Raw genomic sequence first — 24,168 nt, 5'->3', positions numbered from 1 at the left:
ACCAGCAGTGTGTCAAATCTTACCACATGCAATCACAGCCACAGGTCCGGCTCGCGCAGACCCCCGATGGCCGCCGGCTGGAGGTCGGACGCGACCTGCCAGTCGACCGGATGCTCGCGTGGGAACTGCTCACGGACACGTGGCGCTGGCCGGACTGGGGCCCGACGGTCACCGACGTCGAGGCCCCGGACCGGTTCATCTCACCCGGCGATGAGGGGAAGGTGCGCGTCGTCGGCAGTTTCTGGGTCCCTTTCGAGGTGACCTCCTCGGACGGCGAACGCTGGACCTGGGACGTGGCGGGAATCCCGGCGACCGGCCATCGGATCGAGTACCTCGGGCCCGAGCGCTGTCGTGTCGTCTTCGAGGTGCCGCTACTGGCGGCGGGCTACGTGCCAGTCTGCCAGCGAGCCCTCTCGAACATCCAGGACATCCTGCTCGGGCCGGAGTGAAGGTCCGATAACGAGTCGCTACGGCGGTCGTTCCAGCGAGAACCGGTCCTCGGTGCTCGCGTACCACGAGCCCGCCATACGGCCCACGGCGTCCAGTTTCTCCACGTCCACCTTGCTGTCGGTCGTGACCGCGTCGGCGACGTGGACGTAAACGACCTCCGCGAGTATCAGGCTCGAACTGCCCACGTCCTGCAGGTCGTACAGTTCGCACTCGAACGCGATGGGCGACTCCGCCACTCGCGGGGGCGAGACGCGCGTCGATTCGGCACGGCTCGCGCCCGACTGGTCGAACTCGCTCTCGTCGGCGGGCAGGGTCGCGGCCGTCTGGTTCATCGCCTCGACGGTGTCGTCGGTCACGATGTTGACCACGAGTTCCCCGGTGTCGCGGACGTTCCGCGGGGTGTCCTTCAGGCCGTCGGGGCCGTCGACCGGTGCGAACACCAGGATGGGCGGGTCGATGGCCGCGACCGTGAAGAAGGAGAACGGCGCGAGGTTGTCGACGCCGTCCTCACTGGTCGTGCTGACCCAGGCGATGGGCCGGGGGACCACGGACCCGGAGAGCGTGCGGTAGAGCGAGCCATCCACCTCGGCAGGGTCGATCTCCATCCTAGAGGCCCACCCCGATGGCGTACGGCCACTGGGTCCCGGCGAGGACCAGGAACGCGAGGACAGCGCCCAGCAGGCCGACGTTCTTCAGGAAGTTTATCATCTCGCTCTGTTGCTGTTCGGGGTCGTCCATCGTCCAGAAGTCGTGCATCATCGGCGTCGTCACCAGCAGGAACAGCGCCAGTGCACCCGCGCCGATGGCGGCGTACGCCCCGAGGACGATGCTCAGACCACCGAAGACGAGCATCCCGCCCGAGAACGTGACCGCCAGCGTCGGTGCTGGCACGCCCTTCATCTGTGCATACCCGGCCATGTCTTCGGTCTGCATGAAGTGGTTGAGCCCCATAAAGGCGAGCACGCCACCCACGAGGACGCGGGCGAGGAGGAGCGCGATGCCACCGGAACCGGTTAGTTCGAGCGCCATCTCAGGCCACCTCCGTGGCGAGAACGGTAATTGCTGCGTCGATGCTGTCGTCGGTCGAAGCCGATTGGGATTTCATCACGTTACCTAGTGCAGAGCCGAACCGACTTATAATTCAGGCGACACTAATGCAACCAGATGGCGTCGACTGCAACCCGGTGGCATCGGTGTCATCGGGTACGGTGAGACGAACCGGGGGAGACCGGTGTCTCGACCGACCCACTGTGGCAGGTTCGGATTTTTTATGAGTGGCCGTCGTACCGCGAGATGACACGATGAATCCACTCAAGCCTCCCTGCATGCGCAACAACAAGCACGCGAAAGAGGGCGCGAAGAAGGGTGCAGAGATCGGTGCGACCATCGGAAGCCCGCTCGGGCCGGTTGGGTCCGGTATCGGCGCGGGGTTCGGCGCGGCGAGCGGCCACATCGCCGGGTCGGTCCGCGACTCGGTCGAGAACGTCTTCAAGCCGTTCTGAGTCGGTTACCACCCCGTTCTGAAGCGGTGACACAGGTAGAAAACCTTCAAAGCCTCCGGGCGAAATTCTCTCCGTATGGACACCTACGAGTTGATCACTCGGAACACCGAGGAGGTCATCACGGAGGAGGAGGTTCAGGAACTGGCCGAGGACCCCACAGGCAAGCGGGTCTACGTCGGCTACGAGCCCTCCGGCGTGCTTCACGTCGGCCACCTCCTCACCGCGAACAAGCTCATCGACCTCCAGGACGCCGGATTCGAGGTCGTCATCCTGCTCGCGGACGTGCACGCCTACCTCAACGGGAAGGGCACCTTCGAGGAAATCCGTGACACCGCCGAGCAGATGCGCGCGCAGTTCCTCGCGTACGGCCTCGACGAGGAGCAGACCGAGTTCGTCTACGGGAGCGAGTTCCAGCTCGACGAGGACTACGTGCTGGACCTCCACGAGCTCGAGCTCAGCACGAGCCTGAACCGCGCCCAGCGCGCGATGGCCGAACTGCAGTCGGGCGAGACCGCGAAGGTCAGCCACGTCGTCTACCCGCTGATGCAGGCGCTCGACATCGAGTACCTCGACCTCGACCTCGCCGTCGGCGGGCTGGACCAGCGCAAGGTCCACATGCTCCACCGCGAGGAGATGCCGAACCTCGAGTACGACACCCGCCCGTGCCTGCACACGCCCATCCTGGCCGACCTCGAGACGGGCGTCGGCAAGATGTCCTCCTCGAAGGGCGTCACCATCTCCATGGAGGACTCCTCCGAGGACCTCAAGGACAAGGTCAACTCCGCGTTCTGCCCGCCGACCGCGGAGCCCGAACCGGACGACGACGGGAACGAGCGCTACAACCCGGTGCTCGAACTGTTCCGGTACCACGTCTTCCCGCGCTTCGAGTCCGTCACGGTCGAGCGCCCCGAGAAGTACGGCGGCAACCTCGTCTACGACGACTACGACTCGCTCGAAGCCGACCTCGAATCGGGCGAACTCCACCCGGCGGACGCGAAGAACACGCTCGCGGAGTACCTCGACGAACTCATCGCGGACGGCCGTGAGAAGCTCCGCGAGATCCGCGGGAACTGACCCGGTCTTCGTTTTTCACCGGCGGCGACGACCAACAGTGCTCGGAATCGCCTTCGGACGGTTTCAAGACGGCGGCCGGTCTACCACCGGGCATGAACGAGACGAGACGCGCGGTGCTCGACGCGCTCGCGGACGGCCCCATCTCTGGGCCCGCACTCGCGGACGCGCTCGGCGTCTCCCGCGCGGCGGTCTGGAAGCACGTCGAAGCCCTCCGCGAGGCCGGGTTCGACGTCGAGAGTGGTGACGGCGGCTACGCCCTCACTGGGGTCCCCGAGTACGGCGGGCTGGCCATCGAGTACGGCCTCGACGCCCCCTACGAGATAGAGTACCACGACAGCATCGACTCCACCAATCGGCGCGCCCGCGAACTCGCCGGCGAGGGCGAGTCCAACGTCGTGGTCGTCGCCGACGAGCAGACCGGCGGGCGAGGCCGACTCGACCGGGAGTGGAGCGCCCCCAGCGGTGGCGTCTGGGCGTCGGTCGTCCTCCGCCCGGAGATTCCCCCGGCGCAGGTCCCGATTCTCACGCTCGCCGCCGCGGTCGCGGTCACCCGTGCTGCACGTGAAGCCGGCGTCGATGCGGGTATCAAGTGGCCGAACGACGTCCTCGTGAGCGTCGCGAACGAGGGCTCGTCGGGTGGGGCCGACGGTGTTCACGGGAGCGTCGCGAACGAGGGGGAGACCCGCAAGCTCTCGGGCATCCTGACCGAGATGGAGGGCGAGGCCGACCGCGTCTCCTGGGTCGTCGTCGGTATCGGCGTCAACGTCAACGTCGACGCGTCGGACCTCCCCGGGACCGCGACGACGGTTCGCGAGCTCGTCGGCGACGTGGACCGACGAAGCTTCCTCCAGCGCGTGCTCGAATCGTTCCACGAGCTCGTGGCGGACACGGATTCCGTGCTGCCGGCGTGGCGCGAGGCGTCGCTGACGCTCGGCCAGCGGGTGCGAGTCGAGACCCCCGGCGGCGAGGTGGTCGGCGACGCGGTCGACGTGGCGTTCCCGGGGACGCTCCTCGTCGACACCGGCGAGGGCATCACTCGCGTCAGTGCGGGCGACTGTGAACACCTGCGACCGGCCGAATAAGCTGGTCGACCGAGCAAAACCGCTCGCTCCTACCGGAAGATGATGGCCGCCGCCAGCGGGAGCGAGACGATGGCCGCGAACATGGCCATCCACGGGATGACCAGTGCGAACATCGCGTTGATGAAGGCGATGGCGGCCAGTGCGACCACCTTGTCGCCGATGTCCATCATTGCACTACCCTCGCGGTGTACGAGTATGGACCTTGCGGCGTCGGAACGAACGGGACACGGGGGTCACTCCTGTTCGCCGACCTGCACCGTCAGCACCGGCACGGCCGACGACCGGACGACGCGCTCGGCGACGCTCCCCAGGAGCAACCGGTCGATTCCCCCGCGGCCGTGGGTGCCCATCACGACGAGGTCGCAGTCGTTCTCCTCGGCGTAGCGGACCACCTCCTTGCTCGGGGAGCCTTCGAGGATGGTCCCGACCACAGGTACCGCCTCGGGTTCGGCGATGGCTCGCACCCGCTCGATGGCGTGCTCGCCCTCCTGCTGGAGCATGTCGTGCAGGCCCTCCCACGATGTCTCGATAGGGACTCCGCCGTAGCTCGCGGAGTTCAGGACGTACACAGCGTGGAGTGTCGAACCGTGGGCGGCCGCGAGGTCTACCGCGTGCCGGATGGCACGCTCGACCCCCTGTGAGCCGTCGGTCGGGACGAGGATACGGTCGTACATGCGGTATGCTACCACGTAGGCTGGGCGGGGGCTTTAGTTGTACCCCCCAGAACGGGGACTGTTCAGAGCACGACCCGGGCCACGTCGCTGGTCTCTGCACGCCGCACGACCGCCCGAACGGGGTCGCGAACACCAGCCAGGTTGTCCGAGTCGCCGTCGAGGACGAGCAGCTTCGCGTCCCGCCCGGGCTCGATGCAGCCGTAGTTCAGGCCGGCCAGTTCCGCCCCCGAGAGCGTGGCCATCCGCAGTACCTCCGTCGCGGTCACGTCGCACAGTTTCGCGGTGAACTCCATCTCGCGGAACATCGACGGCGAGTTGAGCATCACGTTGTCTGTGCCGAGCGCGACCGTGGTGCGGTCGAGCCACTCCCTGATTGGGGGGAGCCCCACGTCGGTGACGAGGTTCGAGCGCGGGCAGACCGCGATGGGCGTGCCCGCCTCGGCGACGCGGTCGAGGTGGCGCGGCTCCGGATGGCACATGTGGACGAGGAAGTCCGGGTCGAGGTCCATCGCGGGGTCGATGTCGGAGGGGTCGGCCTCCCCGGCGTGGATACCGAACAGCTTCCCTGCGTCGGTGGTCGCCGCCCGCTCCTCGCCGAACTCGGCGTCGTTCGCGCCCGAGGCTCCGAAGCCATCGGCGTCGTCGAGTCGCATCGCATCGATGGTCTCCCGCCCGAGCACGACCGGGTCGATGTCGAGCCCATCCGCTGCCTCGTGGATGGCCCGGACGCCCTCGACGCCGCCCTCGCGGAACTCCACGCAGGTCGCGGTTCCACCCGACTGCATGAACTGGAGCGACCGGCGCATCGCCGCGACCTTCTCCTCGTAGCTGGTCTGTCTGAGCAACCGGTGCTTGAGCCCGTCCGGTGGCGCGACGAGTTCTTCGAGCGAGAGACCGCCGCCAGCCTCCTTCGCGATGGAGTCCCCGATGTGAGTGTGGGCGTTGACGAACGCCGGAAGGACGATATCGTCGCTCTCGACCGGCGCTTCTTCGACGGCCTGTATCTCGCCGTCTTCGACGACGACGCGGCCCTCGACCGGCTCGAACTCGTCCCCGGCGAGGATGGTTCCTTCCAGAATCATGGTTCCTCCGCGAACTGGTCGAGCGTCGCGTGCAGTCCCGCCCCGACCTCCGAGACGAGCGCGCTCTCTTCGATATCGAGCGTCCTGACGACCGCACTCCGCACCTGGTCGGTCGCCTCTTCTGGCGCGTACACACCGAGTCGCCACTGCGCCTGCTGGGCGGACTGGAGCGCCTGCACCAGGGGTGACTGCTCGTCGAGCCGCCGGGCCTCGCCGTTGACGAGGACCCGGGTCGAAGACTCCGTCATCGACGGCTCACCGGGGACGTCGAGGATGACCTCCCCGGCCGAGAGTCCGGCCCTGTCCGCGAGTTCGAGTTCCCAGCCCCGGATGTCCTCGTGGTCGGCCGCGAGCAGCGACTCCGGCACGTCCTCGTACTCGGCCCACACCGCGCGCTTGAACAGGTCACGGTGGTCGAACCGCCGGGCGAGTTCGGCCGTGCTCTCGGTGTTGCGCAGCGTGTAGAGCAGGTCGTGGTCGTCCATCCGGCGGAACTCCTCGGGCGTGGTGTCGGTCGTATCGAGCAGGCGCTCGCCGGCCTGTCGGAGCATCGCCTTCGAGATACGCGCGACGTGGTGTCCGTACACGGTCGGCGTCATCAGGGCTCGCGCCACCAGCAGGCTCTCGGCGGTCTGGACGTTCCCCTCGTCGAGCACCAGCTCGCCGTCGGCGAAGGTGAGTTCGCGCAGCAGGCGTGCGTGGTCGATGGTCCCGTAGGGGACACCCGTGTGATGGGCGTCACGCACCAGGTAGTCCATCCGGTCCACGTCGAGTTCGCCCGAGACGATCTGCCCGTACTTCCCGTCGCCGGCGACCAGGTCGGCGATCTCGTGGGGGGCGATGTCGTGCTCGCGCAGGACCTCGCCGACGGCCCCGCGTTCGAACAGCTCGTGGACGTCGTCGTGGTACTTCCCGGTCCGGCGCTGGGTCAGCGGCTCCAGGTTGTGCGAGAACGGGCCGTGGCCCACGTCGTGCAAGATGGCGGCCGCGCGAATCTTCTCCGCGTTCTCGCCCTCGATGCCGAGGTGGTCGAGCGCCTCGCAGGCGTTGTGGTACACCCCCAGCGAGTGCTCGAAGCGTGTGTGGTTCGCCGACGGGTAGACCAGCGAGGCGGTGCCGAGCTGCGTGATGTGCCGGAGTCGCTGCATCTCCGGCGTATCGAGCAGCGCCCGCGCCACACCGTCCACCTCGATGTGGTCGTGGACGCTGTCCTTGATGGTCTTCATTGCCGTGGATTTCGGCGGGTTCGTATAAAAAAGGGCGGACAGCACAGCGGGGTGGACGGCGAGTCCACCCGTCTACCGGTCCGGGGTGAGGTACGTCTCGACGCGAGACGTGCTCACTCGATGTCGATCGGTTCGACCGGGACCTCTTCTTCCTCGACGGGCCGCATGTTGTGGCGGCACTGGACCGCTTCGAACTCGATGGTGAAGTGGCACGAGTCGGTCTGCGTGACGTTCACGTCGATGGTCGCGTCGCCGTCGACGAAGCCGCGCTGGCGCAGTTCGTCGTTGAAGCTCAGGCGGCTCTCGCCGGCCTGGCCGTCGGTATCCATGTCCTGTTCCTCGATGGGGTTACCGTCCTGGTCGATGGCGTTGTACACCGGCAGGTCGGTGAACCCGAGGCGGGTCGGGTCGTTCTCCTTGCACGGGAGGTACCATTCCATCGCGTAGCAGTGCGCGCCCGGGACGAAGCAGTCGCCGGGTTCGGGGTCGCCCTCCGGGTCCGGGTCGAACTCGTCTTCGAAGCACTGGAAGAACGTCGCGTTGCTGATCTCGCCGAACTGGTTCGGATTCAGCTCGGGGTCGACCAGACAGATCTCGGTCGTGCCCTCGTCGACCTCCGCGAGGTAGCAGCCGATGCCGGCCTTGAGCACGACGTGGGTCGTTCCCTCGGGAATCTCGCCGTCGTAGCAGAACCCGCTGAGTCCGGAGACCAATCCGGTGAGCTCTGCGTCCTCACACTCCTCGGGGAGGTGGCTGATGCACTGGTTGATCTGGCCGCCCGGCCCACCGGTGAAGTCACCCTGGTAGGTGGCTTCGACGCTAGAGCCGTTCGCCGGCTGGATGACCGGGGTGACGACCCCCGGCTGCATGCCGTTGGTGCCCACACCACCTGCGCCCGAGGGCGGGAGTTCGTAGCCCGCCTCGAGGAGTTGCTTCCAGCCGGCGAGCGAGCCGGCGTAGAGGATGTTCTCGTCGATGATGTCGAAGTCGGGGTCGAGGCTGATGCCGTCCTCGAAGTTCAGGTCGTCCTCGTCGGGTGCCCCGAAGATGGTGTTCGCGGTCAGGTTGTCACAGTCGGAGTCGGTCGAGACGACGACGTACAGGTAGTCGGCGAGTTCGCCGCCGTCCCAGACAGCCATCTCGTCCTCGGAGCGGTCACCGGCCCCGGGTTCACCGGCTTCGAGCTCGGGCTCGATGGGGTTCTCCGTCCCGTCTTCGTCCTCGAGGTCGAGCATATCGGCCAGCGAGGCGGTGATGTACGACGGGTTGCCACAGAGGTGGAGACTGAACGTCGTCTCGCCCTCGTCGTACGGCTTGATGTCGTCGAGCATGACGAACATGCCCGTCGGGCCGTCGACGTAGCCCGGATAGTACACGCCCGGTTCTTCGAGGGTGCCGCTGTTCTCCGTCCGGAAGCCCTCCGGAAGGTACTGCGAGATGTCGCGTGCGTCGTCCGGGACACAGGCGGCCGGGACGTCGGTCTCTCCAGAGACGAGTCTCCCCCACTGTTCGTGCGTGGGCGCTTCGCCCGTGTCGACGTTACGGATCGCCGGTGCGGCGGCGATCTCGTACGCCATACCGTCGGTACCCGCGACGATGGGTGGGCGCGCTTCGAGCGGCACGTTGTGCAGGTCGTAGCGTTCCCACGGCTTGTACGTGGAGCGGTAGTCGAGTCTGAGGTCGACCCGGCCGGCCTCGAGCCAGCCTTCGAGTGCTTCTCTGTCGCTGTAGAACGCGGTCGTGCCGAGTCCGGCACCTGCGCTCGCGACGCCGATCGTTCCGAGCCCTGCCAGCACCTGCCGGCGGGAAAGGTTTGTTTTCATGATGTCAGGTGACCCCCATACCCCACGGGGTGTCTGGCTTTGTATTGGCAGTATGAGGGGTTACCTAAGCGTAGCCCCGACAGCACAGAAGTGAATCTTAAGTGATATCGGGTGAAAGAAAACCCTCGTTAGCTGACGGGAGGGAGGTGGCATGCGAGGGTGGCCCCACCCGCTCGGTTTCGGGGGCTTGTCGAACGTTAGGAACCCAGAGTTGTCAGGGTGAACGATATATACTGGTGTCCCAGCATCGCGGAATCTGTCCCGGCCGCTGTCACCAGGGCTGCCTGTCTTTCACACTCCTCAGGACAGCATTCGAAAAAGTGGTCGTGGTCGTTCGACCCCGCGCTTCGATAGAGCGGGGCGTCGGTTCCTGGGCGACGGGTCGCCGGAACGATTCCAGCTCACCCGGCAAGCCGAAATCCGGTCAGGATCGACCGTCGTCGCGTGCAGATGGATGCCGCCAGCACCTCACCCGTTGGTGGGGAGGTTCAGGCAGACGTTGTCCAGGCAGCACTGCGGGATAGACGGCGTCTGGATGCTGACTTCTTCGTTCTTCATCACCTGGAGGAACTCGAAGACCGAGCAGAGCCGGATGTTCAGTGCCGTCACGTCGCTGAGGACGTCGACGAATTGCTCGATGGTCGGCTGGGACCCGGTCGTCAGCGCGTGGGGTCCAACCGGGTGGAACGACCAGTTCTCGGGGATCAGTTCCACCGTGTGCGTGGTCCAATCGTTGGGCATCGTGAACCCGCTGTAGAACAGGCTTCCAGCACTGCCCTCGATGATGACGTCGTACTCCTGGACCTCGTTGTTCGCGGTGAATCCGGGGTCCATGCCGTTGAAGTCGGTCCGCCGGAGGTCGTACGCCAGCGTCCCGCCGACGAACGCGCTCTTGTCGCCGAGGAAGCACGATTCGGGGTCGTTCTGGACGGCCCAGATAGCGCTATCGATGGGCGCGATGTTCTGGACATCGACCGTCGGTAACTCACTCCTGACGAAGCAGTTGAACGGGTTCACGAAGACGTAGCCGCCGGGGTTCCCGCCGGTTGGGCTGTACTGGAGCAACCCGTTGGAGTTGAACGACGCTTTCGCGTCGTGGCCATCGAACGGACACAATGCGGTCCAGTCGTCCGCGTCGGTCTCGAAGTCGCTCTTACACTCGCCTTCGATGTCGATGTCCTGGCGCATGTTGTGGCGGCACTGTTCAGCCTCGAAGATGATGGTCAGGTGGCACGAGTCGGTCTGCGTGACGTTCACACCGATGGTCGTGTCGTTCTGGACGAAGCCGCGCTGGCGCAGTTCGTCGTTGAAGCTCAGGCGGCTCTCGCCACCCTGACCGTCCATGTCGTCGTCCTGCTCTTCGACCGGGTTGCCGTTCTGGTCGATGGCGTTGTACACCGGCAGGTCGGTAAAGCCCAGCCGGCCCGGGCCGTCGTTCTCCTTGCACGGGAGGTACCACTCCAGCACGTAGCAGTGTGCGCCCGGGAGCGGACACTCACCGTTGGGGCCACCGGCCGGCGGCGGTGCGGGACCGTTCCCATCGCACTCGAAGAACGTGATGTTGCTGATGTCGCCGAACTGGTTCGGGTCCATCATCGGGTCGACGAGACAGATCTCGGTGGTGTTCTCGTCGACCTCGGCGTAGTAGCACCCGATGCCTGCCTTGAGGACGACATCGGTCGTCCCCTCTGGAATCGGTCCGTCGTAACAGATACCGTTGAATCCCGGGTCCATGCCCTCTTCTATCGCGCCGAGTACGACGGGTGATTCACACTCGTCCGGGAGCGCGCCGATACACTGGTTGATCTGTGGGCCGCCCTCGAAGTTCTCGACGAACTCGGCGAAGACCGTCTCGGTCTCCAGTACTTCGACCTGGCTGCTGGAGGCCGCGGTCGCGTCGCCGTTCGCCTCGCCGTTCTCGTCACCACCGGCCCCACCGGGGCCCGAGGGTGGCAGTGCGAAGCCGTCTTCGAGTATCTGCTTCCATCCCGCGAGCGAACCCGCGTAGAGCACGTTCTCGTTGATGACGTCGAAGTCCGCATCGGCCGATGCGCCGTTCTGCCAGTCGTCCATGTCGGGCTCAGTGAGGATGGTGTTCGCAGTCAGGTTGTCGCAGTCCTGGTCGAGCGAGATGATGACGTACAGGTAGTCACACAACTCGCCACCCTCCCAGATACCCGTCTGGTCGAGCGGTTCGCCAGCCATGTACTCCGGCTCGATGACCTCGTTCTCCTCGTCCTCGCACTCGCCAAGCGATGCAGTGAGGAACGACGGGTTGCCACAGAGGTGGAGACTGAACGTCGTCTCGCCCTCGTCGTACGGCTTGATGTCGTCGAGGTCGATGAACATGCCCGTCGGGCCGTCGATGTAGCCCGGGTAGTACAGGCCCGGGTTCTCCAGGTCGCCCGAACTGTTCTCGGTCTCGAAGCCCTCCGGGAGGAAGTCCGAGATGTCTCGCGCGTCGTCGATGTCACACGCGGTCGGAACGTCGGTCCCGCCGGTGACCAGGCGGCCCCACTGCTCGTGCGTGGGCGCCTCGCCCGTGTTGATATTACGGATCGCGGGTGCCGCTGCGATCTCGTAGGTCATGCCGTCGGTGCCCGCGACGAGCGGCGGGCGCTCTTCGAGCGGCACGTCGTGGAGGTCGTAGCGGTCCCACGGCTTGTAGGTCGAGCGGTAGTCAAGTCTGAGGTCGACGCGGCCAGCTTCGAGCCAGCCCTCGAGCGTTTCTCTGTCACTGTAGAATGCGGTCGTGCCGAGTCCGGCGCCCGCGCTCGCGACACCGATTGTCCCGAGCCCCGCAAGCACCTGCCGGCGGGTAAATCGTGGTTTGTTTTGTTGCGTCATACGTACCCCACCCCCTTCTGAGGGTGATGCTCAATTGTAAGTTGTAAGAGGGGTTACCTATGGGCAACTTCAACGTGTCAGAAACATCGATTACTCGAGAACGGTTTCGTGGAAGTCACCGACTTACTTCCAGGAATCGGCGGTTACACGGCGGTAGGAGGGCCGTACAATACTGTTAGGGACTCCGGAATCTACCGGTAGGGGGTATCGAACCTGGCCTCGTGGACGATTACGAACGGTCTCTGTGGAGCGTGAACCGGGGAGGTGACAACCAACTGTCGTCAACAGACCTCGTCGAAGTCCTTGTGTCCACGAATGTCGACTCCCTCACCGGTCACCTCGGCGAGGAACACGCCGTTGCCGGAGCCGGTGTCGCGTTCGGCGGCCGACCGGACCGCACGCGCCGCGACGGTTTTGGCCTCCTCGTTCGACAGCCCGGACTCGTACTCCTGTTCGAGCAGTCCGTGAGCGACCATCATCCCGGAGCCGGTAACGGTGTACTCGTCACGCATGACACCGCCGGCCGGGTCGATGGAGTAGACGTGGTGCCCGTCGTCGTCGACCCCACCGAGGATGGGGTTGATGGCGAAGAACGGGCCGCCGCGGGCGAAGTTCCCGGCGAGCGTCGAGAGCGCCTGCATCGACATCTCCTCCCCGCGGCGGGCCTCGTAGAGGTTCACTTCGGCGCGAAGCGACCGGATGAACGACTGGGCCCCGCCGACGCTCCCGACCAGGGTGAGCGCGGCCGTCGGGTGGATCTGCTCGACCTTCTGGACGTCCTTGTTCGCGACGAACATCCCGCCGAGGGAGGCGCGCATGTCGGTCGCGATGACGACGCCCTCGTCGGTGGTGAGGCCGACGGTGGTCGTCCCGGTCTTGGTGACGTTCTCCATCTGCTCCGCGCTGTACTCGCTCCGGGGGAGCGACCCGACCTGTGGTTCGTAGGGGTCGACCGGTTCGAGGGAGAGTGCGTCCGGAATCTGGGGGTCGTCGGCGCGTGGCGTTCGCATTGGTCGGCACTAACACGCGCCCCGGTATAAAAGGGCGGCGTTGCCGACGGCTAGCGCTCGGCGGGTGGTGGACACGAGAAGTGGTGTTCGTCTATCTGCGCCCGGTCTGTTCGTACGCGCCGCCGAACGTCTCGACGACCCTGTGCACCGGCAGCGACACGCCGAACCGGCGCATCGCGAGTGCGAATGGCATCAGGAGGATGCCGACCGCGATACTCATCTGGTACAGTGCGAACAGGGCGGCTTGGGTGGCCCGGTTGATCATCTGGCTTCGGTTGAGTCCAGCGCGCAGGTGGTATATAAGTATTACTCCCCGACGGGGCCGTGCCATCCGGAGTCACCCCGACGCAGTCTTGCGATTCAATTCGACTTTGTTTCTATCCAACTGGAAGTGCGAATCTCGGCTGGATTTCGGTCTCTCATCGCTCAGACACACCCGGGATTCTCGTAACTTATGCGAATAATACGCCGGGGGATGCCGGCCGGTCCGCGCCTGTTCGGGCCGCACATCGGCCGGGGTTCACGAGCGGGTGCAGGACGAACCACAAAGCAAGCCTTGCTGGGACCCATGGGTCGGTGTATGAGCAATTATCTGGTTGCGATGGAAGCAGCCTGGTTGGTACGCGACGTGAGCAATATCGACGACGCAATCGGTGTCGCGGTGAGCGAGGCCGGCAAGCGCCTCAACAGCGAGGGGAAGGACTACGTCGAGGTCAACGTCGGCCTCACCGGTTGTCCCGCCTGTGGCGAGGGCTTCGACTCCGCCTACATCGCAGCCGATACGGCGCTCGTCGGGCTCGTCCTGGAGATGGAGGTGTTCAACGCCGACAGCGAGGAACACGCAAAGCGCATCGCAAAGAGCGAGGTCGGCGGCGCGCTTCGGGACGTCCCCCTGAAGGTCGTCGACACCATCAAGCGCGACGAGGAAGACGAAGACGAGTAAGTCGACCGGCGCGCCCCGAAAGCTTATTTTATAACCCCCGGTTATCGGTTCGTATGGAACTTCCCACCCCGACTGACCTCCGGGAACGACGGAAAGGGCTGGACCTCACGCAGAGCGAACTCGCCGACGCGGCGGACGTCTCACAGCCGCTCATCGCCCGAATCGAGGGTGGCGACGTCGACCCCCGGCTCTCGACGTTGCGACGCATCGTCGAGGCGCTGAACGAGGCCGAGGGCGAGATCAAGCGCGCCGAGGACGTGATGCACGAGGAACTGGAGTTCGTCCGCATGGACGACAGCGTCGGGCGCGCCATCGACATCATGGGCGAGCAGGGCTACTCCCAGCTCCCGGTCGTCGACGAGCGCGGCACCCCCGTCGGTCTCATCTCGAACAGCGACATCCGGCTCCACCGCGAGGACCGCGACATCGAGGAGCTGCCGGTCGCCGAGGTCATGAACGAGAGCTACAGTACGGTCGGGCGGGACGCGACCCTCGACAGCATCGACAACCTGCTCGAACTCCACGACGCCGTCATCGTCAAGGAGGAGGGCGAGATGGTCGGCATCATCACCGAGGCCGACATCGCGACGCACCTGTCCTGATACTGCAAGCACCGGGTCCCCCTCAGGCGGTTCGCGGGGTTCGTTTCCGCTGAGAAGTTTTTATCCTTCGCGTGCTAACGTCCTGCATGAGTCACTATTGCCCGGACTGTGACGTGGGACTCGTGGAGGCCGAGTACGGGACAAGCGAAGGCGAAGAGGACATCCGCGTCGAGGCCGGCGGCGGCCTGATGGGCGCGTTGAGCATGGAAGGAAATCCCGTCGTCGCACACGTCTGTCCGGAGTGTCGGCTGGTGCGGTTCTACGCCGAGTCCGTGATGTAGGGAGGCGTTTCTGGGTATAGACCGGATTTTGTCGTCGGGGATTCGGCTGACGGAGCGGGCCGAGTGAGGGGTTGGATGGGCCTTCGAGGTGGATGCCCGTGAGACAGCACGGCGACTCGTGCCGATGGAACTGGGACCGCAACCGCACCGCTCCGCAACCACACCCTCCCCAGCCGATTGCGGTCCTCGCTCCGCTCCGCTCCACTGCGGTCCTCATCCCTCGCGCGAGTGTCTCGCTGGCCTGCCTCACTGCCATTCGGCTGCCAGCGAAGCCGCACGCCAAGAGGAACAGACAATCCACCACCGGTCCCGTGCCACAATCCTATCACCAAACTCTTTGTATTTCCAATGGTTATTCGAAATATGGTCTCAGAGAACCGCATCCGCGACGCGGCCGGCATCACCATCATCGGGGGGGCGTTCGTCCTGCTCTACGCCCTGGCCGCGATGGGCGACCTGACGCCGACGCTGGTCGGCGCGGTCCTGCCGCTGTTCGGGCTGGGAGCCGCACTGGTCGTCGGGGGCGGGGCCGTGATGGCCTACCTGAAGCGGGCCTTCCCCGGCGACTCGAAGAACTAGTCCAGCGAGAGGCCGCGGATCTCGACGCTCGCGCCTTCCGTGACCTCGCCGATGACCTTCCCGTCCTCGGTCGCGTCCGCCAGCGCCTCGGCCTCGTCTGCGGGAACAGCAGCCACGAAGCCGGTACCCATATTGAAGGTCCGGTACATCTCCTCGGGGGAGACGTTTCCGAGGTCCTGCACGAGGCCGAAAATCGCCTGAGCGCCGAAGGGGTCCTCGATATCGTACTCGAACTCGCCCATCCGGAGGAGGTTCGTCCAGCCGCCGCCGGTGACGTGGGCGGCCGCGTGGACGCCGTGTTCGTGCATCGGGTCGAGCAGGTCCGTGTAGATGCGGGTCGGCTCCAGCAGCTCCTCACCGATGGTGCGGTCGTCCTCGGCGGCCGGGAAGGGGTCCTCGTAATCGTACTCGCGCTGGACCGCCTTGCGCGCGAGGGTGAGCCCGTTCGAGTGAATCCCCGAGGACGGCCACGCGACGAGCTTGTCGCCGACCTGTGCCTCGCCGTCGAAGACGGCTCCTTTCTTCGCCAGTCCCGCGCAGGTGCCCGCGAGGTCGAGCCCGGAGACGACCTCGGGCATGACTGCGGTCTCGCCGCCCAGGAGCGCCACGTCGGCGCGTTCGGCCGCTTCGGCGAGCCCCTCACCGACCTGCTCCGCGAACTCCTCGGTGGGTTCGTCGACCGCGAGGTAGTCCACGAACGCGACCGGCTTGACGCCCGCCGCGACGAGGTCGTTCGCGTTCATCGCCATGCAGTCGATGCCCACGGTGGAGTAGTCGCCCAGTGCTTCGGCGACGAGCAGTTTCGTCCCGACCCCGTCGGTCGCCAGCCCCAGGTACTGGTCGCCGATGTCCAGCAGCCCCGCGTACTCGGTGTCGACGACGTTGCCGACCGCGTTCAGTAGCGCGGCCGTCGCCGCCTCGCTCTCCTCGATGTCCACGCCGGCGTCGGCGTAGGTGAGTTCGTCCTCGTCCTCGGTCATACGAGTTCGCGCCACGTGGACGCGCAAAAGCCCACCGGTGTCCGTCCGGGACGAATTCTAGAAGGATTCTGGTGACAGTTCGAAAAACCCCTTTCTACACCTGTTGCCTCCCATCAGATGGAGATGCGAGACCGAACATCGAAGCCGAGCCGAACCGACCTGGCCCTCGCGGCGCTGGCCGGCGTGGCCGCCGTCGTGGGGTCCTACGCCCTCGCGGGCTGGTCGCGACAGTCGTTCATCGTCGCGCCGATAGACGCCGCGGTCGTGAACGCGACCCCGGACATCGTCGTCAGGTACGCCATCCTGTGGCTCGGCTCGGCCGGGCACCTCCTGCACATCGCGCTGGCTATCGCCATCGCGGTCGCCGGCCTCGCAGTTCCGTCCCTGCTGGCGCTCGCCCTCGCACGCCGATTCGACCGTCCCCTGCTGGCACCGGCCCTCACTTCGGTCCTCGTCGCGGTCCTGCTCCTCGCGACGACCGGCGCGCCTGGCCCATCGACGGCCGGCGCGCTCTCGGCCGCCGCCGTAATCGGTGCAGGCACGCTCGGCCTTCCAGCCGGCTCTGCCGGCGACTCCACGCACCCCGATGCGCGGGCCGACCCGGCGCGCCGACGACTGGTCGGCGTGTTCCTCGGCACCACCGCATACGCCGCCGTCGGCTCGGTCCTCGGCGGCAGCGCCCCGCGGACGGGCGAGGCGACCGAGGAACTGGCCTCGAAGGTCGAGACGGACCAGTTGCTGAACGACGCCGAGGCAGAGTCACTCCCCGTGGCCAACCTCGGTGGCCTCGTCACGCCCATCGGCGAGTTCTACGAGACGGACATCAACTCGTTTGACCCCTCGCCTGACCCCGAAAAGTGGACGCTCTCGGTTACCGGCGCGGTCGACCAGGAGGTCTCGCTCAGCTACGACGAACTGACCGGGCGCGAGCCCGAACATCGGTTCGTCACGCTTCGCTGCGTCGGCGAGAGCCTGAACGGGCACAAGATGGACAACGCGCTCTGGACGGGCATCCCCATCGCCGACCTCATCGAGGAAGCGGGCGTGTCGAGCGACTGCGGCTGCGTGATGGCCCACGCGGCCGACGGCTACTTCGTCCAGTTCCCATACGCCGCCCTCGAGAAGGGCTTCCTCGCCTACGGGATGAACGGGATGGGCCTCCCGAGACAGCACGGCCGGCCCGTCCGGTTGCTCGTCCCCGGGCACTGGGGCGAGGTGAACGTGAAGTGGATCACCGAACTGGAGTTCCTCGACGAGGCGGTCGACGGCTACTGGGAGAAGCGCGGCTGGCACGGGACCGGCCCCGTGAACACGGTCGCGAAGCTCCACGCCACCAACGAACTGGACGACGGCTCCATCGAGGTCGCGGGACACGCCTACGCGGGCACCCGCGGCGTCGACCGCGTCGAGGTGTCGACCGACGGCGGCGACACCTGGACCGACGCGGAGCTGTCGGCCCCGCTCCCCGGCGAGGACGTCTGGCGCATGTGGCGCTACGCGTTCACGCCCGTGGGCGAGACCGAGGTCGTCGTGCGAGCCGTCGACGGGACCGGCGCGGTCCAGCCAGAGGAGTTCTCACAGTCGTACCCCAGCGGCGCGAGCGGCTGGGTCAAGAAGCGCGTGGGGGGATGACCGACGAGCATAGCGGTCGGTGGGTGAATCGTCGGTTGAACCGAGGGAGCGTAACGGTGTCACTAAGTACGCTGGTGTTGCAGGAAACAGACAGGAATAGATGGAGAAGGCGCTGTGGTACCTGCTGGTGGGCACGCGCGGCGGCACGAACCGCGTCCGTATCATCCGGGCGCTCTCGGAGCGGCCGCGAAACGCCAATCAGCTCTCCGAGCACCTCGAGGTGGACTACAACACGATTCGACACCACCTCGACATGCTGCTCGACCACAACGTCGTGGAGAAAGGCGGCGACGACTACGGCGCGCTGTACTTCCTCACGGACCAGTTCGAACACCACCGGGAGGCGTTCGAGGAGATAATCCAACACATGGAGTAACTATGGCAATGGGACAGACACTCGCAATCGCGAGCGCGTTCGCGGGCATCAACGTGGTACTACTGGCAGTGCTGACGGCGGTCTGGGTCAAGAACTACCGGACGTTCAAGACCTCGCTGACGCTCGGGCTCATCGCGTTCGCCGTCGTACTGCTCTTGGAGAACGCCACCGCGCTGTACTTCTTCTTCAGCATGGAGATGTTCTACGGAGAATCGGCTGCCGTCCAGCAGTCCGTCGCGGTCCTGCGCGGCCTGCAGTTCGTCGCACTGGTGTTCCTGACCTGGGTCACGCTGAAGTAAGAGTACTCAGGCCGTCTCGCTCTCCGCCGCCGCTTCCTCGTCGTCGTCGTCCGTCGGGTCGTACTGCCCGATGATGATGGGGACGTTCCCGCCGTACCAGATGACCTGCAGCGGTTCGTCGAAGCTGACCCCGTTCTTGGTGGTGTACTTGTCGCCGACGACCACGTCACCCTTCTTTTTCCAGTCCTCGGTGACCCGCTCGCCGAAGCTGGTGTAGACGACCTTCACGTTCTGGAAGGCGTCACCCGCCTCGTGGGTGATGGTCACCCTGGCGTCGTCGCGGTACCGGTACGAGAACCCGACGTTGGGAGCCGCAGAGGTGTCGATGTCGGTCAGGTCCGTCGCGAGGCCGAGGAACGGCCCGACGACCAGTTCCCAGAGGGACTCCGTCTCGGTCCCGAAGGTGACCGCGACCGCCGAGTCGCTGTTCGTGACCTTGGTGTTCCAGGCACCGACGAGTGGTGCCGGGAGGTTCGGGTCGTCACTGGCCATCCGGGCGAACAGCGCTTCGGCCGCGCTGATGCCCGCCGCCACGTCGTTCGGCGTGTCGTAGAGGAAGAGTGCTTCCACGTTCGTGCCGCCGCCGTTCACGTCGAAGGCGAAGCCGGCCGCACGCGCCCCCCGGAACAGGTCCCTGACGCCCGCGTCGAGCGACGGGAACATGTCGTCGACGGCCTTGTCGTCGAGTTCGACGACGAAGTAGCCCGTCGGGGGCGTCTCCCGGGAGGTGTACCGGTTGACGAGCGCCCGCGCACCCGAACTCTCGTCCAGCCGGCGGGTCGCCTTCCCACTGCCGGCGTCGATCATGGTCGTCACCGCGTCGACCGCCGGGACGGCCGGAGAGCCGACCCCGTAGACGATGGCGTTGCCCGCGACCGCGGTCGCGATGTCGATGCCGCCCGTCACGTCCGCCCGGTAGATGTCGTATCCGGCGTGGCCGCCCGCGTCACGGAGGCCCTTGCGGACGAGGTCGGTCGCCACCGCGCCCGAGTCGACAGATCCGCGGGCCATCAGGGTCCCGCCGGCCTGCTGTTTCGAGCCGGTCTTCACGTAGCCGACCGCGAGGAGCTCGTCGACCGATCCGACCGCGTCGACCGAGTCCTCGATCTTCTCCTCTGTCTCCTGTGGGACACGAGTCGTGCCCAGCGCCGAGCCGTCGAGTTGCATGAAAAAGGACAGGTTCCCCTCGAGCAGGTCGCCGTGGTCGTACACGAAGTTGGTCGTCGGTCCAGAAACGTTGGGACTGCCGCCGCCCCCGAAGGCGAACCCCTCGAGGCAGCCGGCCAGCGAGAGCACCGCCGCGATGCCACCCCCCTGTAGCACGGTACGTCTACTGACACTCATGGGAGAATAGAAGGGGCTGAGAGTAGAAATACTGACCACTCACCCGACAGAAACCTCAATACTCACGAGGTACAGGACCTGTCAGAACGGCGTGGGGAGCAGCCCGAAGAAGGCCGCGAACCCGAGGCCGCCACAGAGCAGGAACGTCAGGGCGAACGCCGGCTTGCTCCAGTTGAGCACCTTCCGCCCGTCGAGGGGCCCGTACGGGATCATGTTGAACCCCGCGAGGAAGGCGTTGATGAAGACCCCGAACGCCCCGACCCGACCCAGCGTGCCACCGAACGCGAGCAGTGGGAAGAACACCGCGACCAACGCGACGTTCGTGAGCGGGCCGGCGACGGCGATGAGGCCGCTCTCCTTCTTGCTCGTCCGCGGGTGGTACACCGCGCCAGGTGCCGCGAACAGGAACCCGACCATCGCGCTGAACACGGCGAGCAGCAACATGTTGTAGTCGGCGCGGAACTCGGCGGGGTAGCCGAAGTGCATCGCGGTGAACTTGTGGGCGAGTTCGTGGAGCAGGAAGCCGATACCGGCCGTGAACGCGGCGAACCCGAGCAGCCGGAACGCAGCAGTCGGGTCGATGCGGGTGATGGCGCTCGGGCCGATGATGAGGATACCGAACGCGACCGACAGCGCCACCCACGCGATGCCGAGGTCCTTCAACTCGCCGTCGGCGAAGCGGAACTGGACCATCAGAGCACCCCCGTGATGATGTCCACGCTGTTCTGTGCCCCGCGCAGGAGCAGGTCCATGAGCTGTTCGACGTTCTCGATGCGCCCCTGGGCGAGCCAGGGCAACACCGCGACCGGGAACAGCACGCTGGCGATGGTACTCCCGATGTTGGTGGCGGCGACGACCATGATGAGCCGGAACAGCGGGACGTCGAACATCCGGCGGACCACGTCCAGCAGCGGGCTCTCCTCGTCCGAAAGTATCTGGTTGAGCGTGTTGATGTCGCCGACGTTGACCGGGTCGTGGCGCAACTCCATGTAGCCCGCGAACCAGCCCGGCGCGAGCAGCGGGTTGAGGCTCGTCAGCCACGCGATGGCCCCACCGACGGCGGCGGAGGTCCAGCGCGCCCCGACGAGTTTCGCCAGCGTGAACGCGATGACGCCGTTGAACAGGAACCACGCCGCGAACAGCTTCAGCAGGAACAGGTTCCCGACGCCGGCCATCACGAGCAGGAAGAAGAACGCGATGTAGCCGATGGCGAGCGCGTAGGCGAACGCCTTCAGAAACGAGAACCGTCGGGACCGGTCGGTGCCGGAGATGGAGTCGAGTGAGGGGAGTTCGGACGGGTTCTCCAGGTAGTTCTCGATGCCGGCCCGGTGGCCCGCGCCGACGACCGCGACGACGGAGTAGCCCTGCTCGCGCAGCGCGAGCAGCTTGTGGGCGATGTAGGCGTCACGCTCGTCGATGAGCGCCTGGGCGCCACCGGGAGAGAACTGGCGGAACTCCTCCATCATCGCCGTCACCACGTCGGCGTCGGTCATGCGCTCGATGTCGAACTCCTCGTAGTCCTCCTCGGGCGCGGCGTCGTAGCCGAGCGCGAGCATGAAGACGCCAAGAACGCCACCGAAGCCGACGCCGGCGACGACACCGCCGACGAGGCCACCGACGAGCGAAAGCCCGAGGCCGGTTCCCAGCAGGCTTCCGACGAACGGGTTCGCGACGCCCGAGATGGCGACCGCACCCCCGACGGCGACCGCACCGCCAGCGCCGAGTGCGATGGCCTGGTCGTCCGTGAGACTCCGGAGGCCGAACTCCCAGAGCAGGTAGCCCGCGAGGAGTCCGATGACCCCACCGCCGGCGATTCCCTGCATCGTGGCCGCCTCGACGCCGAAGAGCGGCCCGGAAGCGAGCCCGAACAGCGGGCCGAGGAAGAGCCCGGCCATGAGACCGATGGTGACCCCGACGACCAGCGCGTCGGCGACCCCGAAGATGAGGCCGGCCATCATCTGTATCTTCTCCTTGCTGGACATCCGCCGCCAGAAGCGCTGGATGGTCACCTGGATGTCGCGGTCGACCAGCGCGACGCCCAGTTCGTGCTCCTCGGCGGCCTCGATGGCCGCGAGCATGTCCGCACCCGGCTGGATGTCGAACTGCTCGCCGAGGCGCGTCTGGACGTACGACAGCATCCAGTACGCGATGAACTGGAAGACGGTGTTGCCCTTCAGCAGGTCGCGGGGCTCGATGTCCTCCGGCGTCTCCCCGCGCAGCTGGTTGTACCGTCCCTCGTCGAGTTCGACCGCAACGACGTCCGGCTGCTCGGCCGCGATGGTGTCACGTACGTCCTCGACGGACTGTTCCGAGACGTGGGCCGTCCCGAGCACGGTGACGGACCCGTCGCCGTCGCCCGGCGGTCCCAGTGGGTCCGGTGCCGGCGGGTCGGCAGATTCGCTCATTGCACGTCGCTTCTTTCTCACACCGTAAACGGTTGTCGGAGGAAAGTGGCAGTCGGGCGAACCCGGTAGGCTATTCCGCTTCCGCCGGGAACTCGCCTGCATGCCGAGCCTGATGGACACCTACATCGAGAACCGGTCCCTCGTCAACCCGAACGACGCGAACATCCTCGGGTCGGCCCACGGGGGCAACGTGATGAAGTGGATGGACGAGGTGGGTGCGATGTCCGCGATGCGCTTCGCCGGCGAGACCTGCGTCACGGCCCGGATGGACCAGACCAACTTCCGGCGGCCGATTCCCCAGGGCGATGCCGCGCTCATCCGTGCCTACGTCTACGATTCGGGTCGGACCAGCGTGAAGGTCCGCGTCCGGGTGTACCGCGAGGACATCCGGTCGAACGAGACGCAGCTCACGACGGAGTCGTACATGGTGTTCGTCGCCATCGACGAGAACGGCGAGCCGGTCGAGGTTCCCGAGTTGACCATCGAGTCCGACCGCGGGCACGAGCTGTACGACGCGGCCGTCAACGGGAAAGAGGACTAGGAGCCACCACCGTTCGGGCCGAGCGGCGGTTCGGCCGACTCGACCCGGCTGGCGAAGTACTGGCCGTAGAGCAATAGCAGCCCGACGGCGAGCAGTCCCATGACCGCGAACGCGACGACGACACCGACGTAGCCGCCGAGGCCGATCTCCGTGACGAGGGCGAAGGCGACCAGCCCCGTCAGGCAGAACGTCGCATAGACGGTGAACTGGCTCTGGAGGGGTGCCGTCCCGCCGGGTGTCATGGGAAAGTAGACGCGCCGAGACCACAAAAATCGATTCGCAGAAGCGAGAGATGACAGCTGAAGAACTGTTCTGGCCGAGTCACCGCAGTGCTATCGTCTCGCTCCCGGGGTCGAGTGCAGCCACGCCGCCGATGGGGAGTGGGCAGGTCGGATAGGTGTGCCCGAACTCGCAGTCGAGGACGATCGGCGCGTCGGGGTTGTACCGCGGAATCACGGTCTCGAAGGCCTCACGCTGTTGCTCGCGGTACGCCTCGCGCTCGTGAGCCGGGTTGTCGCCCGCCTCGGTGTGGTTCCGGGCGCAGGCTCGCCCGACGAGGAAGCCGTCGAAGACCTCGAGGTAGCCGGCTTCACCCAGGGCCCGCAGCCAGCCGGTGACGAGACCGGGGTCGGGAACCTCCTCGCTGGTCTCGAGGGCGAGGATGGTGCCCTCGAGTTCTGCGGGTGCGGGCAGCCACTCGTCGTGGATGAACCACTGGTCGAGTATCTCGAAGCAGCCGCCCCAGATGCGGCCCTCGACGGCCTCCCCGCCGCCGACCCAGGTCCGGCCGTCAGCGGGTTCGATGTCCCGGTGGTACTGCAGCGAGCGCGGCTCCTCCCAGTCGCCGGGCTGGTCGGTGAAACAGTCGGCTCCCTCCCACTCGCCGATGTGCTCGTCGAACAGCGCCCGCCCCAGGTACTCGACGGTGTAGTCGAACATCTCACCGTCCATCGCGTATTCGGTGAGCGTCGAGCCGCCGTAGTACGAGACGATGCCGTGATTCCAGAGGAACAGGGCCAGGTTCGTGTTGTCGGACCAGCCGTAGAACCGGGTCGGGTTCTCTCGCAACACGTCGGGGTCGAGGTGCTTCAGGATTCGGAGCTGGTCGTTCCCACCGATGTTGGTGATGACCGCAGCGATATCGGGGTCCTCGAAGGCGTCCATCACGTCCTGGGCGCGGGCCTCGGGGTTCTCCAGCAACCAGTCGGGGTCCGCGGTCGCGGTCGGGTACTCGACCGGCTCGAGGTCGAACACCTCGCGAATTCGTTCCAGGCCGAGGTCGTAGACGTGGGAGAACTCCTCGGGGACGTTGGAGGCCGGTGCGACGACGGCGACGGAATCACCGCGTTCGACCGGTGGTGGCGTGACGAAGTCGGGCATGCACGAACCGACTCGTGTCAGTCACTTAATCTTCTG

General features: G+C 66.1%; 28 protein-coding genes. 12 read left to right on the top strand and 16 right to left on the bottom strand.

Going from position 1 to position 24,168, the window contains the following annotated elements; all coding sequences use genetic code 11:
• Positions 1 to 26: 26 nt before the first annotated feature.
• Positions 27 to 449: an SRPBCC family protein gene (locus N6C22_RS12255; protein WP_261651398.1), complete on the top strand. Its 423-nt coding sequence runs from the start codon at positions 27 to 29 to the stop codon at positions 447 to 449.
• 18 nt (positions 450 to 467) lie between these two features.
• Here the strand turns inward: N6C22_RS12255 and N6C22_RS12250 are convergent, their stop codons facing one another.
• Both N6C22_RS12250 and N6C22_RS12245 read right to left on the bottom strand, forming a co-directional pair.
• On the bottom strand, positions 468 to 1,055 hold the full coding sequence (locus N6C22_RS12250; RefSeq protein ID WP_261651397.1) for a flavin reductase family protein: 588 nt from the start codon (positions 1,053 to 1,055) through the stop codon (positions 468 to 470).
• A 1-nt stretch (position 1,056) separates the two neighbouring features.
• Complete coding sequence (locus tag N6C22_RS12245) at positions 1,057 to 1,479, bottom strand: DoxX family protein (protein WP_261651396.1); 423 nt, start codon at positions 1,477 to 1,479, stop codon at positions 1,057 to 1,059.
• 272 nt (positions 1,480 to 1,751) lie between these two features.
• Here N6C22_RS12245 and N6C22_RS12240 point away from each other — a divergent pair, with 272 nt between their 5' ends.
• The 3 genes from N6C22_RS12240 (at position 1,752) to N6C22_RS12230 (ending at position 4,108) form a co-directional block, all read left to right on the top strand.
• Positions 1,752 to 1,952, top strand: a complete 201-nt coding sequence (locus tag N6C22_RS12240; RefSeq protein WP_261651395.1) for a hypothetical protein — start codon at positions 1,752 to 1,754, stop codon at positions 1,950 to 1,952.
• Positions 1,953 to 2,027: 75 nt separating this feature from the next.
• Positions 2,028 to 3,026, top strand: a complete 999-nt coding sequence (locus tag N6C22_RS12235; RefSeq protein WP_261651394.1) for a tyrosine--tRNA ligase — start codon at positions 2,028 to 2,030, stop codon at positions 3,024 to 3,026.
• 92 nt (positions 3,027 to 3,118) lie between these two features.
• Positions 3,119 to 4,108 (top strand): biotin--[acetyl-CoA-carboxylase] ligase, encoded by a 990-nt coding sequence (locus tag N6C22_RS12230; protein WP_261651393.1) that lies wholly within the window; start codon positions 3,119 to 3,121, stop codon positions 4,106 to 4,108.
• A gap of 29 nt (positions 4,109 to 4,137) precedes the next feature.
• Here N6C22_RS12230 and N6C22_RS12225 read toward each other — a convergent pair whose 3' ends face one another.
• From N6C22_RS12225 to N6C22_RS12190, 8 genes are all read right to left on the bottom strand, one after another.
• Positions 4,138 to 4,278: a hypothetical protein gene (locus N6C22_RS12225; protein ID WP_261651392.1), complete on the bottom strand. Its 141-nt coding sequence runs from the start codon at positions 4,276 to 4,278 to the stop codon at positions 4,138 to 4,140.
• Between the two features lie 63 nt (positions 4,279 to 4,341).
• Positions 4,342 to 4,782, bottom strand: a complete 441-nt coding sequence (locus N6C22_RS12220) for a universal stress protein (RefSeq protein WP_261651391.1) — start codon at positions 4,780 to 4,782, stop codon at positions 4,342 to 4,344.
• 62 nt (positions 4,783 to 4,844) lie between these two features.
• The gene (locus N6C22_RS12215; protein WP_261651390.1) at positions 4,845 to 5,864 is read right to left on the bottom strand and encodes an amidohydrolase family protein; all 1,020 of its coding nucleotides are present in this window, start codon (positions 5,862 to 5,864) and stop codon (positions 4,845 to 4,847) included.
• On the bottom strand, positions 5,861 to 7,090 hold the full coding sequence (locus N6C22_RS12210) for an HD domain-containing protein (protein WP_261651389.1): 1,230 nt from the start codon (positions 7,088 to 7,090) through the stop codon (positions 5,861 to 5,863). The genes N6C22_RS12215 and N6C22_RS12210 overlap by 4 nt, the downstream gene beginning before the upstream one ends.
• A 113-nt stretch (positions 7,091 to 7,203) precedes the next feature.
• Positions 7,204 to 8,913, bottom strand: a complete 1,710-nt coding sequence (locus tag N6C22_RS12205) for a hypothetical protein (protein WP_261651388.1) — start codon at positions 8,911 to 8,913, stop codon at positions 7,204 to 7,206.
• Between the two features lie 468 nt (positions 8,914 to 9,381).
• Positions 9,382 to 11,760 (bottom strand): laminin B domain-containing protein, encoded by a 2,379-nt coding sequence (locus N6C22_RS12200; RefSeq protein ID WP_261651387.1) that lies wholly within the window; start codon positions 11,758 to 11,760, stop codon positions 9,382 to 9,384.
• Positions 11,761 to 12,041: 281 nt separating this feature from the next.
• On the bottom strand, positions 12,042 to 12,770 hold the full coding sequence (gene psmB / locus N6C22_RS12195) for an archaeal proteasome endopeptidase complex subunit beta (protein WP_261651386.1): 729 nt from the start codon (positions 12,768 to 12,770) through the stop codon (positions 12,042 to 12,044).
• Between the two features lie 91 nt (positions 12,771 to 12,861).
• Positions 12,862 to 13,035 carry a hypothetical protein gene (locus N6C22_RS12190; RefSeq protein ID WP_261651385.1) on the bottom strand — a complete coding sequence of 58 codons (174 nt, stop codon included), beginning with the start codon at positions 13,033 to 13,035 and terminating at the stop codon, positions 12,862 to 12,864.
• A 315-nt stretch (positions 13,036 to 13,350) separates the two neighbouring features.
• Between N6C22_RS12190 and N6C22_RS12185 the strand changes: the two genes are divergently transcribed.
• From N6C22_RS12185 to N6C22_RS12170, 4 genes are all read left to right on the top strand, one after another.
• The gene (locus N6C22_RS12185; RefSeq protein WP_261651384.1) at positions 13,351 to 13,713 is read left to right on the top strand and encodes a DUF555 domain-containing protein; all 363 of its coding nucleotides are present in this window, start codon (positions 13,351 to 13,353) and stop codon (positions 13,711 to 13,713) included.
• A gap of 53 nt (positions 13,714 to 13,766) precedes the next feature.
• Entirely contained in the window at positions 13,767 to 14,315 is a 549-nt protein-coding gene (locus N6C22_RS12180) for a CBS domain-containing protein (protein WP_261651383.1), read from the top strand.
• A gap of 86 nt (positions 14,316 to 14,401) precedes the next feature.
• Entirely contained in the window at positions 14,402 to 14,596 is a 195-nt protein-coding gene (locus N6C22_RS12175; RefSeq protein ID WP_261651382.1) for a hypothetical protein, read from the top strand.
• 363 nt (positions 14,597 to 14,959) lie between these two features.
• On the top strand, positions 14,960 to 15,175 hold the full coding sequence (locus N6C22_RS12170) for a hypothetical protein (protein ID WP_261651381.1): 216 nt from the start codon (positions 14,960 to 14,962) through the stop codon (positions 15,173 to 15,175).
• Here N6C22_RS12170 and purM read toward each other — a convergent pair.
• A complete protein-coding gene (purM, locus tag N6C22_RS12165) occupies positions 15,172 to 16,155 on the bottom strand; it encodes a phosphoribosylformylglycinamidine cyclo-ligase (RefSeq protein ID WP_261651380.1) in 984 nt (327 codons plus the stop codon). The genes N6C22_RS12170 and purM overlap by 4 nt on opposite strands.
• Positions 16,156 to 16,278: 123 nt before the next feature.
• On the opposite strand from purM, the gene N6C22_RS12160 reads away from it, so the two are divergent.
• From N6C22_RS12160 to N6C22_RS12150, 3 genes are all read left to right on the top strand, one after another.
• Positions 16,279 to 17,787 carry a molybdopterin-dependent oxidoreductase gene (locus N6C22_RS12160; protein ID WP_261651379.1) on the top strand — a complete coding sequence of 503 codons (1,509 nt, stop codon included), beginning with the start codon at positions 16,279 to 16,281 and terminating at the stop codon, positions 17,785 to 17,787.
• Between the two features lie 100 nt (positions 17,788 to 17,887).
• Positions 17,888 to 18,163, top strand: coding sequence for a winged helix-turn-helix domain-containing protein (locus N6C22_RS12155; protein WP_261651378.1), 276 nt, complete (start codon positions 17,888 to 17,890; stop codon positions 18,161 to 18,163).
• Between the two features lie 2 nt (positions 18,164 to 18,165).
• Positions 18,166 to 18,462 (top strand): hypothetical protein, encoded by a 297-nt coding sequence (locus N6C22_RS12150; RefSeq protein WP_261651377.1) that lies wholly within the window; start codon positions 18,166 to 18,168, stop codon positions 18,460 to 18,462.
• 6 nt (positions 18,463 to 18,468) lie between these two features.
• Here the strand turns inward: N6C22_RS12150 and N6C22_RS12145 are convergent, their stop codons facing one another.
• The 3 genes from N6C22_RS12145 to N6C22_RS12135 all read right to left on the bottom strand — a co-directional run bounded on the left by N6C22_RS12145 (position 18,469) and on the right by N6C22_RS12135 (position 22,211).
• Positions 18,469 to 19,806 (bottom strand): hypothetical protein, encoded by a 1,338-nt coding sequence (locus N6C22_RS12145; protein WP_261651376.1) that lies wholly within the window; start codon positions 19,804 to 19,806, stop codon positions 18,469 to 18,471.
• An 81-nt stretch (positions 19,807 to 19,887) separates the two neighbouring features.
• The gene (locus N6C22_RS12140; protein WP_261651375.1) at positions 19,888 to 20,499 is read right to left on the bottom strand and encodes a metalloprotease; all 612 of its coding nucleotides are present in this window, start codon (positions 20,497 to 20,499) and stop codon (positions 19,888 to 19,890) included.
• Positions 20,499 to 22,211 (bottom strand): TraB/GumN family protein, encoded by a 1,713-nt coding sequence (locus N6C22_RS12135; RefSeq protein WP_261651374.1) that lies wholly within the window; start codon positions 22,209 to 22,211, stop codon positions 20,499 to 20,501. Before N6C22_RS12135 ends, N6C22_RS12140 begins: the two co-directional genes overlap by 1 nt.
• 100 nt (positions 22,212 to 22,311) lie before the next feature.
• On the opposite strand from N6C22_RS12135, the gene N6C22_RS12130 reads away from it, so the two are divergent.
• A complete protein-coding gene (locus tag N6C22_RS12130; protein WP_261651373.1) occupies positions 22,312 to 22,752 on the top strand; it encodes an acyl-CoA thioesterase in 441 nt (146 codons plus the stop codon).
• Here N6C22_RS12130 and N6C22_RS12125 read toward each other — a convergent pair.
• Both N6C22_RS12125 and N6C22_RS12120 read right to left on the bottom strand, forming a co-directional pair.
• A complete protein-coding gene (locus tag N6C22_RS12125; RefSeq protein ID WP_261651372.1) occupies positions 22,749 to 22,994 on the bottom strand; it encodes a hypothetical protein in 246 nt (81 codons plus the stop codon). The genes N6C22_RS12130 and N6C22_RS12125 overlap by 4 nt on opposite strands.
• Before the next feature lie 79 nt (positions 22,995 to 23,073).
• Positions 23,074 to 24,132 (bottom strand): S66 peptidase family protein, encoded by a 1,059-nt coding sequence (locus N6C22_RS12120; protein WP_261651371.1) that lies wholly within the window; start codon positions 24,130 to 24,132, stop codon positions 23,074 to 23,076.
• Between the last annotated feature and the right edge of the window lie 36 nt (positions 24,133 to 24,168).

This window comes from Haloarchaeobius sp. HME9146, assembly GCF_025399835.1.
Taxonomy (GTDB): domain Archaea; phylum Halobacteriota; class Halobacteria; order Halobacteriales; family Natrialbaceae; genus Haloarchaeobius.
The sequence above is the reverse complement of the archived record's forward strand: the minus strand, read 5'-3'. Positions and strand labels throughout refer to the sequence as shown.